This is a genomic window from Mycobacterium shunyiense, from assembly GCF_058270035.1.
In genome coordinates this window covers 665,392-675,522 of record NZ_JBZDPT010000047.1, presented here as the reverse complement: position 1 = coordinate 675,522, position 10,131 = coordinate 665,392, and the positions used below count along the sequence as shown (strand labels likewise).

Genomic DNA, 10,131 nt, shown 5'->3' with positions numbered 1-10,131 from the left:
AGGCGTTGGTGGCCATGTTCTCGGAGTACTGGCGGCGGCCGGCGTAGTCCATGGAGAAGAACCAGTGGATGCGCTCCTGGGCGCCTTGCTGGTCGGCGACCGGCTTGTTGTTGTAGTCGATCATGTAGCGCTCGTAGTAGACCGGTTCGACGTCGCGGGCGGCGGCCATGATCTGTTCGGCGGTGCAGGGGGTGCGCAGGATCCGGTTGGGGATCGGGTAGTCGTCGGTGGCGTCGGCATTTGCGATGCCGGCGCCGGCCAGGCTGCCTGCGACGGCGCAGGTGGCCACGCCGGTGCGGATCAGGTTCTTGACGCTCGTGCGGTTCAACATGTCGCTCCCAAAGGTGTTGATCAGGCGGATCAGTGCGCGGCCTGCTCGTAGACTCCGCGCTGATCGGGGCAGTAGTAGTTGATGGCGGTGCCGGTGAACTGCCAGGACTGGGCGTCGGTGCTGTCCTTGGCCAGTTGCTTCTTCACGAAACCGACCGAGTCCTGGGCGGTGTGGTCGACGCCGTTGTGCAGCCGCTTGCACATGATCTTGGCGATCCAGGCGTTGTAGTCCCGCTGCCCGTAGATACCGAAGGTGTGCAGCTCATTGGCGAAATCAGTATCAATCTCGGCATGTGCGGGAGCGGCGAAGGCGATTGCCGCCGCGGCACCGATCACTGCCAGCCCTGCAAGCTTCATGCGGTGAATCTTAGCCCATCTAAGCCTGTTTCGGGTGCGCGGTTGGTTCAGCCGATCGCCGACAGCAGCGGGACATATTGCTCGGCGCTCGTCAGCGAACCGTGATGGCCGACCAATGCCGACTCCAGGGGTTCGACTCGGCGTCTCAGCAACGCCGCTGAGCTGCGCGCGGCGGCGACCACATCGCCGATGCGGGAACGGACGTCGTCACGTACCCGAGGGCCGAACCAGCCCGCTCCGATGGCCTCGTCCCGCGACATCACCCACGCCGAATCCGCCAGGGTGGTCCGCCATGCGGTGAGGACGTCGTCGGCCGCGCCCGCGGCGGTGTAGACGTGCCGGGCGCGGGCTTCACCACCGACCGCGACCACCCCGTTGCGAAGTGGTTCGCACTCGTCGACGTCGATCGCCGCCGCTGGGTCCACGGCGACCATTCCGTGGTCGGCCACCACTGTCAGCAGGCATTCCGACGGCAGAGCTTCCAGCACCGACTCCACCAGGCGGTCGACCTGGCGCAACTGCATCCGCCAGGCCGGCGACCCGGGCCCGTGTAGGTGGCCCACCAGGTCGAGGTCGGCGTGGTAGCCGTAACAGAAGCCGCCGCCTGCGACGGCCGCGATGCTCTCGGCGGCGAGATCGCCGAGAGCGTGCACGCCGACATAGCGTCCGCCGCGCAGCAGCGCCCGGGTCAAACCGGATCCGGCGTGCTCGGCGCCCGAGACGATCGAGACCTCGAATCCGGCCGCCGCGGCCCGTTCGAACGTGGTGGGCAGCGGTTGGATCTGTTCGGGCACCACGCGGTCGCGAAGGTCGGGCCCCCACGGATGGGGGCGCCACCTCAGCGCGTTCATCACATCGAATTCCGGACCGGCCTCTGGGACCCGGAAGGAGTAGCCGACAAATCCGTGCTCACCCGAGCGGCACCCGGTGCCGATCGCCGCCAGCCCCGCTGCCGTGGTGGACGGGAACCCGACGTGCAGGGTCCGGTGGGCGGCATCTGACATGGAGGTGAGTACGGGTGCGTCGGCGGCGTGGGCGGCGAGCAATTCGGCGCCGAGTCCGTCGATCAACAGAACGCATGCTCCGCGGATCGGACCGGGCCAGGCGATCCGCGCATCGAACCCGGGTATGCCCATCGCAGCGAGCACGGACGGGACCACGTCGGCCAGGTGGGGTGCATCGGGATCGGGACTTGCAGGCTCCACACCGCGAGCGTGCCACAGATCACGCCGGCGGGATTTGTCGACGCAGACCTCGGCCCAAGGGCGCCAGACCACCGCGCCGTACCCGGTACCCTGGGTTTTCATGAAGCCGATGAAAGCCGTGATCCTCGCTGCCGCCCTGGTGGTATCTGCAGGCGGGGCGTTCACTGGCATCGCCAGTGCCGATCCGGTCGTTCCGGCTCCAGGTCCCGCGCCGGGGCCCGTGCCCGCGCCGGGCCCGCCCCCCGGTCCCGTCGACGCGGCGCCGGCAGATCCCGCGGCCCCCCCAGCGGCCCCCGCGGCCGCGGCGGGCGGAAAAGCGATCGACCACGACGGCCTGTTCATGGTCGGTACCGATATTCAGCCGGGCAACTACGCCTCGGCCGGGCCGGTCGAGGGTGGCACCTGCTATTGGAAGCGCATGGCGGATCTGCACGGCGGCGACATCATCGACAACGCGTTCACGAAGAAGCCACAGGTCATCACGATCGAGGCGACCGACAAGGCGTTCAAGACGAGTGGTTGCCAGCCGTGGCAGCCAACCGACGCAGCCCCCGACACCCCGGCCAACGGCACCATCCCGGCCTTGGTGGGCGGCGCCAAACTGCGCGCGTGGATGGACAGCCTGAACAACAATGCCCGTAACTACGACGGTTCCTCGGTGCCGATGCCCTGACAGCTCGGGCTCGATGACCTGCCCGGCAGGATCAGCCCGGCGGAATCAGCGGCGGCCGACAGACATTGCCGGTCGGGTCCCACCACCAGCCGTTGTCGCACATCGGCGGTGGAGGAACCACGGGCGGGCGACACGTATTGGCCACCGGGTCCCACCAGGCGCCGTTCTCACATCCGAGCGGCACGACCGGCGGACGGCACACATTCGCCACCGGATCCCACCATTCTCCGGCACCGCAGTCGGCCCAGCTGACCGCTGGTGTGGCGACCGTAACCACTGCCATCAGACCGAACGGCGCCAGTACCGCGCCGATACCCGCAGCGCAGCGGCCGATGATGCTGGTCATCTCACACCTCCCCGAGAGATCACGTGATTCGAGCCTATCGGCGCACTGAGCGGACTGCCAGGAATCGGACACGCCGGGTCGGCGCCGGCCACGAGGATCCGCGAGGACGTCGACGCGGGCAATTGCTTTGCTGCACAAGATCACCCGAGCCGGTGTTCGGGCAGCCCGGCGTGTCGTCCAGCAGATGCACACCGCGCGGGAAGCGCAACCCGCACGGGCGCGCTGCTAGTCTGCGAGAGCTGCCGGTTGCGCGAATCGCGGGTCGATCCGCCCGGCCAGCCGCGGCGGGAACGTGACGAAACAGCTCGGTGGATACGGAAAAGGGTGTTGTGCGCGGCGCAGAGATCAAGGCCCTGACGGGTCTGCGCATCGTTGCAGCGGTGTGGGTGGTCCTGTTCCACTTCCGGCCCCTCCTCTACCAGGTGGCACCCGATGTCACCAAGGCCCTGGCCCCCGTACTCGACCGCGGCGCCCAGGGCGTCGACCTGTTCTTCATCCTCAGCGGATTCGTCCTGACCTGGAACTACATCGACCGGATGGGGCCGACGTGGTCCACCCGGGCCACGTTGCACTTCCTCTGGCTTCGGTTGTCGCGGGTGTGGCCGGTGTACCTCGTCACGCTGCACCTGGCAGCACTGTGGCTGATCTTCACCCTCAACGTCGGGCATATCCCGCCGGAGGACACGAGCGGTTACAACGCCGTCAGCTATGTGCGGCAGCTGTTCCTCGTCCAGCTGTGGTTCGAGCCGTACTTCGACGGCTCGAGCTGGGATGGGCCGGCGTGGTCGATCAGCGCCGAGTGGCTGGCTTACCTGCTGTTCGGTGCGCTGATCCTGGTCATCTTCCGGATCGCCCGCGCGACCCGGGCGCGCAGTCTGGTCCTACTGGCCATCGCCGCCGCGGTCCCACCGGTCGTGCTGTTGATGGCCACCGGCCACTTCTACACCCCGTGGAGTTGGCTGCCCCGCATCGTCATGCAGTTCACCGCCGGCGCACTGGCATGTGCGGCGGTGCGCAAGCTTCATCTGACAGATCGGACCCAGAAGGGTGCGGGCTATCTCTCGATCCTGTTGGGCGCCGCCATCGTCGGCGGACTGTACTTCTTCGACAAGCACCCGTTGAACACCGTCGGCGATGCGGGCGGCATGGTCGACATTCTCTTCGTCCCGCAGGTGGTCGCCCTGGCGGTCGGAGTCGGCAGCCTGCCGGCATTGTTGTCCACCCGACTGCTTGTCTACGGCGGACAAATCTCGTTCGGCCTGTACATGGTGCACGAGTTGGTCCATACCGCCTGGATCTGGACCACCCGGCAATTCGAGCTGACCTTGACACCCACGCTCTCGGGTAAGGCGACGCTGCTCGGCCTGTTCGTGATCTCGGTGATCGGCGCGATCGCGCTCTATCACCTCGTGGAGGAGCCTGCCAGACGCTGGATGCGCCGGATGGTCGACATCCGGCCGGTCGACTCGACGAACACGAAACTGCACCGTATCGACACGGATTCCGCAGACCGGTCCGACGAGGTTCCAGCCCGCGCCGGCTGACCGTTGTAACCATCCAAACCCGCTGCGCGACAGGATGTTATGCCCTTGTTATCGCTGTGTCACCAGCCGCCTATCTACGGCCCAGGTTCACACCTTAGGCTGTCTCGGTATCGCGGTCCGGGACGAATTGGGTCTCGCCGGCAGTGGAGGTTGCAGTGAGTCGTCTGACCACTTTCATCGTCTCGCTCGCCCTCCTGGTGGGGCTGTTCGCGCAGGCCCCTCAGCGGCGCTTTGTCACCTCCGGCCTGGATCCCCAGATCAGCCACATCGCGGTGATCGGAGACTCCTACACCACTGGCATGCCCGCCGAGGGTGGCATGGGGCCGAGGAACTGGGCTCCGCTGGCCTGGCAGAAATTGGCACAGCGCGGTGTGCAGGTCGACGCCGATGTGGTGGCCGAGGGCGGCGCCGGCTATGAGGCGCGCGGTAACCGCGGCAGCGTCTTCGCCGACCTGACCCCACGGGCGGTGCAGCCCGACGATGCATTGATCGTTTTCTTCGGGTCACGCAACGACAAGGATGCCGACCTGGGTGCGGTGACACGGTTGAGCCACGATGCGCTGACGATGGCCCGGCAGGCCGCTCCCACCGCTCGGATGCTGGTGATCGGGCCGCCATGGGTGAACGCCGATGTTCCGCCGAATCTGCTCGGCGTCCGCGACATCCTGCGCGATCAGGCCCGGCAGGTGGGAGCCATGTTCGTCGATCCGATCGCCGAACGCTGGTTCTTCGACAACCCGGAGCTGATCGGGGCGGACGGCATCCACCCGACCGACGCCGGCCACGCCTACATGGCGGACAAGATCGCTCCGCTGATCGGCAAGGAACTTCCGCGCTGGGTCTGAGCGCGGAGCTCAGCCGCCGGAGGTGGTGCGGAACCGGTCGCGGTAGGCCCGTGGTGACACCCCGAGGTGGTTGACGAACACCCGCCGTAGGGTCTCGGCACTCCCGAAACCGGCCAGGCGGGCGGTTTCTCCCACCTGGCGTCCCGCGTCGAGGGCTGCTCGTGCGACATCGACCCGCACAGTTTCGACGTAACGCGCCGGTGTGGTGCCCAGCTCCGCGTGAAACAGCCGGGTCAGCTGTCGGGTACTCAACGAAGCCAGTGCCGCAAGGCTTTTCACGCTGTGGTCGGCCGTCGGATCGGCCGCGATCGCGTCGGTGACCTGACGCAGCGCCGACTCTGCCGACGCGTCGGCCTCGACCAGCGTCGAGAACTGTGACTGGCCGCCGGCTCGCTTGAGATACACGACCAGTGACCGGGCGACGTCGCGCACCAGTTCAGCGCCGTAGTCCGACTCCACCAGTGCCAACGCCAGATCGATGCCCGCCGATACTCCCGCTGATGTGTAGACAGCCCCGTCCCGGACAAAGATGGCGTCGGGTTCGACCGAGATCGTGGGATAGGCACGCGCCAGTAGCCGCGCATGCCGCCAGTGCGTGGTGGCCCGGCGGCCGTCGAGCAGGCCGGCTTCGGCGAGTATGAAGGACCCGGTGCAGATCGACGCGAGCCGTCGGGCCCGTGCGGGCACCTCTCGCAGTGCTGCCACCAGGCTCGGATCGATCGGCCGGCCCACGAGGTTGTCTCCGCCGGAGACCAATACGGTGTCCACGCCATCGATCTGCGCGATTCGATCGGTCACCGCGAACCTCGTGCCGATCGAGGTGATGACGTCGGCGCCGTCGACCGACGCGAACCGCAGTCGGTAGTCGGCGCCGAACCGGTTGGCCTCGGCGAAGACCTCGGCGGGTCCGGCGGCATCCAGCAGTTTCATCCCGTCGAAGACGACGATCACGATCTTCCGTGGTTCCCCACCCTGTGCCATGCATCCATTGTGTCGCTTTTTGTGGGAAAGATGGCAGATCGGACATTCTCGAAGGGTTGGGTCGCGGCGCAGACTGGTTGCACGCCGACAAGGAGGTTCGCATGTCATTCACCGCAGGTGCAACCGTCACAGTGGTCCAGCCCGGGGCCGGGGATTCGGCTGAAATCCCTGGCTTCGGGGCGGTTTTCAAGCTCACCGGCCGAACCACCGGAGGCCTGGTCTCGATTGTCGAGCATCCTTTCGCGGTGGGCATGATCACCGCGGCGCACCGCCATACCAACGAGGACGAGCACTCGATCGTGTTGTCCGGCGAGATCGGGTTCCGGTCAGATGACAGTGAAGTGGTTCTGGGACCGGGCGGTTACATCACAAAGCCGCGCGGGCAGATGCACGCCATGTGGAACGCGGGTTCGACGCCGGGTCGCATCATCGAAGTCATCACGCCGGGAAACGGATTCGAGAACTACTTCCGCGAACTCGGTGAGCTACTGACCTCCGCCGGCGAACCCGGGCCGAACGGCCCACCCCTGCACACCACCGCCGAGTTCATCGAACTCTCGAACAAGTACGGCCTCACCTACGGGGTGCCGGAATGGTTCGACGACATCGTGGCCCGCTACCACCTCAACCCACCCACCCATTGAACCGAGTCCGAAGGAGACATCCATGACAACATCACTGACCGGCAACATCGGCGGGATCGAACTGCCGGACACCGCGCTGGTGCGCGAGGCCACCGAGTACATCCGCGACGTCGAGGACGACCTGCTGTTCCATCACTCCCGCCGGGTGTTCTACTTCGGTGCGCTACAGGGCCTGCGCCGAGGGCTGCAGCCAGATCTGGAGCTGCTGTACGTCGGTGCGATGTTCCACGACATCGGGCTGACCGACGGGTACCGCACGTCGTCACAATTGCGCTTCGAGGTCGACGGCGCCGACGCCGCACGGGACTTCCTGCTGCAGCGCGGGGTCGACGAGGCCGCCGCGCGCAAGGTCTGGCTGGGCATCGCGCTGCACACCACGCCGGGGGTGCCCGAGTTCCTCGAGCCTGAGATCGCGCTGGTGACAGCCGGTGTCGAAACCGATGTGCTCGGGATCGGCCTCGACAACCTGACACCGGAAGTTCTGAGTGCCGTCACCGCGGCGCATCCGCGGCCCGACTTCAAGAACCGCATCCTGCAGGCATTCACCGACGGGGTACGGCAGCGCCCCGGGTCGACCTTCGGCACTGTCAACGCCGACGTGCTGTCCCACTTCGACGACACTTTTGTGCGGGAGGACTTCGTCGAAGTGATCCTCGCCAACAAGTGGCCGGAATAGCCTGTCCCACAGGCAGACCCGAGTCGATCAGCTGGAGGAGGTGCGGCGTTCGGCGAGGTCCCGGAGGGGTTCCGGCAGAGCAGGAGCCTGCAGGATCGTGGGCAGATGCTGTGGCTCCAAGGTCAGCGCCCGGAACACGAACCCGACGGTGATGCCATGGTCAGGACGATCGGTCACCACGATCTCGTCGCCGGCAGATACCGGTCCCGGCGTCACCAGGCGCAGATACGCACCCGGGATCGCCGTCCTGGTAAAGGTTTTCACCCAACCGTTGATCTGCAACCAGTTTGCGAACGTCCGGCAGGGGATGCGCGGCCGGGACACCTCGAGCTCCAGCCCGTGGGAACCGACCCGCCACCGTTCACCGACGACGGCGTTGGTGACATCGATGCCCGCGGTCGTCAGGTTCTCGCCGAACACGCCGTTGGCGATCTCGCGGTCCAGCTCGGTCTGCCAGCTGTCGAGATCCTCGCGGGCGTAGGCGTACACCGCCTGGTCGTCGCCGCCGTGGAACTGTTGGTCGCCGATCGTGTCGCCGACGAGGCCGCTACCGAGCCCGCCGTGCATCGGGCCGGGCGCGCGTACCGCGACCGCCCCGTCGACGGGACGTTTGTCGATGCCGGTGACTGCCCGGCCCTCGGCGGTGTTGGGTCGTGGATGGGCCACGTTGACCGTCAGTACCTGCGCCATGACGCCCAGCGTATCGGCTTAGAAAAGCGGTGTCGCAACGCCATTCGAGGACGGCGGGGAGGGCGGCACGGGCAGGCACAGCCCGGTCGCGGTGTCGAGCTGTCTGCCCGGTATGCAGAAAGGCGAACAACCGTTGGTGACGCCGGTTTCCCCGGGCGGGCAGGCCGAGCTCGGGGCCGGCGTCACGATCGTGGCCACTGCCATCGAACCGGCCGACAGCACCGCGGCCGACACCACGGTGAACACCCCGCGCCACACTGCGCTCGTCATTGGCTGTCTCCTCATGAGCTGCACCTCTTTCGGACCTACGGGCGCAGTCTAAGCCGCGGGTTGTCTGCCCACGCCCGGTTCGGTCCGCTAGCGTCACGTGGTTGTGCAGACCCTCATCGACTTCGACCGTGCGCCGGTTTTCGCCATCCCGACCATCGAGCCGGTCGGTGGGCTCACCGTGCGCGAGGGAATGCTGATCGAAGGCCCGCAGGGGTGGGGGGAGTTCAGCCCGCTGCCGCACGAGGGCGCGCTGGGCCGGTGGCTGACGTCAGCCACCGAGCCGGGAACCGTCGGCTGGCCCGATCCGGTGCGCGGCCGAGTGCCCATCGCGATCACCATTCCCGCCGTGGACGCCGCACGGGCGCGCGAGATTGCCGCCGCATCGGGTTGTCGGACCGCGGCGGTCGAAGTGGGTGTCGGGGGATTGGCCGAGGACCTTGAGCGGGTCCGTGCCGTGCGCGACGGGCTCGGTGCGGGTGGCGTCCTGCGGTGCGACGCCAAGGGACGGTGGGATCCGGACACCGCGGTCAGCGCCATCGCCGCTCTCGATCGAGTGGCCGGCGGACTGGAGTTCGTCACGCAGCCGTGCCCGACGATCGACGAGCTGGCGCAGGTCAGAAGGAGGGTCGAGGTGCCGATCGCGGCCGGGGAGTCGATCCGCGAATCCGACGACCCGATGGGCCTGAGCCTCGGTGAGGCGGCCGATATCGCCGTGCTCGCCACCGGACCCTTGGGTGGGGCCCGGCGCGCGTTGCGCGTCGCTGAGGCGTGCGGGTTGCCGTGTGTGGTCACCTCGACGCTGGAGACCACCATCGGACTCGGGTCGGGGCTTGCGCTGGCGGGGGCGTTACCCGAGTTGGCGTTCGCGTGTGAGTTGGGCACCAGGGGCTTCCTCGCCGGCGATGTCGTCGCTGATTCGCGGTCCCTGGTCGCCGTCGATGGCTACCTGCCTGTGGCGCCGATGCCGCCCGCGCCGCAGCCCGACCGACTCGAGCAGTATGCGGTCACCGACCCAGCCCGGGTGGCGTGGTGGCGCGAGCGTCTGCAGTGTGCCATTTCCGCATCGTGAACTGCTCTGATACCACCCCGGATGGGGTATCGCGGGGCTGAGCGCAGCACCCTCCGCCGAACAGATTCAAGTAGCGCACTACGCATGTGTGCGGCGTGGCGGCGACTCGAGAATCGACGTGGTCAGCTACCGCTGGCGGGAAGATCCAACGGAGGATGCCATGTCGTTGTTCGCCAAGCTGTCGGAACTCCGGGCCGTGAAGACCCAGGACTCCGCGGGGACCGACGAGCTCAGTATCAGCAGAGCTGATGGGTTTCAGTTCAAGGCTGTGTCGATGTGCCAGGGGGATGTGGTGGATCTGGACCGACTGCTGCCGTTCGACGGTCAGTTGGAGATCGTGTTGAGGGAGGTGGACGTGCGTACCGACGAGATGCAGGACGTGGGCTCGATATTCATCCGCTCGGACGAGTTGGGTAGAGGCGAGCTCACCCAGCAGTTCAGCGGCGCCGGCGCACTCTACGACCTCACGTACAAGGTCATCTGACCACTCAATCCCGAACG

General features: G+C 67.1%; 14 protein-coding genes. 7 read left to right on the top strand and 7 right to left on the bottom strand.

Features of this window, described 5'->3' with window-relative positions:
- The 3 genes from AC4ELS_RS30425 to AC4ELS_RS30415 all read right to left on the bottom strand — a co-directional run.
- Positions 1-331 (bottom strand): DUF5078 domain-containing protein (locus tag AC4ELS_RS30425; RefSeq protein ID WP_499050668.1); only part of this gene is annotated, 331 nt, incomplete at its 3' end.
- Positions 332-360: 29 nt separating this feature from the next.
- Positions 361-687: a DUF732 domain-containing protein gene (locus tag AC4ELS_RS30420; RefSeq protein WP_055114354.1), complete on the bottom strand. Its 327-nt coding sequence runs from the start codon at positions 685-687 to the stop codon at positions 361-363.
- Between the two features lie 47 nt (positions 688-734).
- The gene (locus AC4ELS_RS30415) at positions 735-1,892 is read right to left on the bottom strand and encodes an alkaline phosphatase family protein (RefSeq protein WP_498887819.1); all 1,158 of its coding nucleotides are present in this window, start codon (positions 1,890-1,892) and stop codon (positions 735-737) included.
- Positions 1,893-1,992: 100 nt separating this feature from the next.
- Here AC4ELS_RS30415 and AC4ELS_RS30410 point away from each other — a divergent pair, with 100 nt between their 5' ends.
- Entirely contained in the window at positions 1,993-2,565 is a 573-nt protein-coding gene (locus tag AC4ELS_RS30410; protein WP_064879764.1) for an Rv1352/Rv1906c domain-containing protein, read from the top strand.
- A gap of 31 nt (positions 2,566-2,596) precedes the next feature.
- Here the strand turns inward: AC4ELS_RS30410 and AC4ELS_RS30405 are convergent, their stop codons facing one another.
- Positions 2,597-2,911, bottom strand: a complete 315-nt coding sequence (locus AC4ELS_RS30405; protein WP_064879766.1) for a hypothetical protein — start codon at positions 2,909-2,911, stop codon at positions 2,597-2,599.
- A 329-nt stretch (positions 2,912-3,240) separates the two neighbouring features.
- Here AC4ELS_RS30405 and AC4ELS_RS30400 point away from each other — a divergent pair, with 329 nt between their 5' ends.
- Both AC4ELS_RS30400 and AC4ELS_RS30395 read left to right on the top strand, forming a co-directional pair.
- Positions 3,241-4,455, top strand: coding sequence for an acyltransferase family protein (locus tag AC4ELS_RS30400; RefSeq protein ID WP_448448756.1), 1,215 nt, complete (start codon positions 3,241-3,243; stop codon positions 4,453-4,455).
- A 155-nt stretch (positions 4,456-4,610) separates the two neighbouring features.
- Complete coding sequence (locus AC4ELS_RS30395) at positions 4,611-5,300, top strand: Rv0518 family GDSL lipase (RefSeq protein ID WP_055114347.1); 690 nt, start codon at positions 4,611-4,613, stop codon at positions 5,298-5,300.
- Between the two features lie 9 nt (positions 5,301-5,309).
- On the opposite strand, the gene AC4ELS_RS30390 is transcribed toward AC4ELS_RS30395, so the two are convergent.
- Positions 5,310-6,281, bottom strand: a complete 972-nt coding sequence (locus tag AC4ELS_RS30390) for a GlxA family transcriptional regulator (RefSeq protein WP_499050666.1) — start codon at positions 6,279-6,281, stop codon at positions 5,310-5,312.
- Positions 6,282-6,382: 101 nt separating this feature from the next.
- Between AC4ELS_RS30390 and AC4ELS_RS30385 the strand changes: the two genes are divergently transcribed.
- Both AC4ELS_RS30385 and AC4ELS_RS30380 read left to right on the top strand, forming a co-directional pair.
- Positions 6,383-6,925: a cupin domain-containing protein gene (locus tag AC4ELS_RS30385; protein WP_448448684.1), complete on the top strand. Its 543-nt coding sequence runs from the start codon at positions 6,383-6,385 to the stop codon at positions 6,923-6,925.
- 22 nt (positions 6,926-6,947) lie between these two features.
- Positions 6,948-7,601 (top strand): HD domain-containing protein, encoded by a 654-nt coding sequence (locus tag AC4ELS_RS30380; RefSeq protein ID WP_064958779.1) that lies wholly within the window; start codon positions 6,948-6,950, stop codon positions 7,599-7,601.
- Between the two features lie 27 nt (positions 7,602-7,628).
- On the opposite strand, the gene AC4ELS_RS30375 is transcribed toward AC4ELS_RS30380, so the two are convergent.
- Positions 7,629-8,291, bottom strand: a complete 663-nt coding sequence (locus tag AC4ELS_RS30375; protein WP_064879774.1) for an MOSC domain-containing protein — start codon at positions 8,289-8,291, stop codon at positions 7,629-7,631.
- An 18-nt stretch (positions 8,292-8,309) separates the two neighbouring features.
- A complete protein-coding gene (locus AC4ELS_RS30370; RefSeq protein WP_082941542.1) occupies positions 8,310-8,561 on the bottom strand; it encodes a hypothetical protein in 252 nt (83 codons plus the stop codon).
- Between the two features lie 103 nt (positions 8,562-8,664).
- On the opposite strand from AC4ELS_RS30370, the gene AC4ELS_RS30365 reads away from it, so the two are divergent.
- A complete protein-coding gene (locus tag AC4ELS_RS30365; protein ID WP_064958778.1) occupies positions 8,665-9,630 on the top strand; it encodes an o-succinylbenzoate synthase in 966 nt (321 codons plus the stop codon).
- Between the two features lie 160 nt (positions 9,631-9,790).
- Positions 9,791-10,114 (top strand): hypothetical protein, encoded by a 324-nt coding sequence (locus tag AC4ELS_RS30360; RefSeq protein ID WP_131811581.1) that lies wholly within the window; start codon positions 9,791-9,793, stop codon positions 10,112-10,114.
- Positions 10,115-10,131 lie beyond the last annotated feature (17 nt).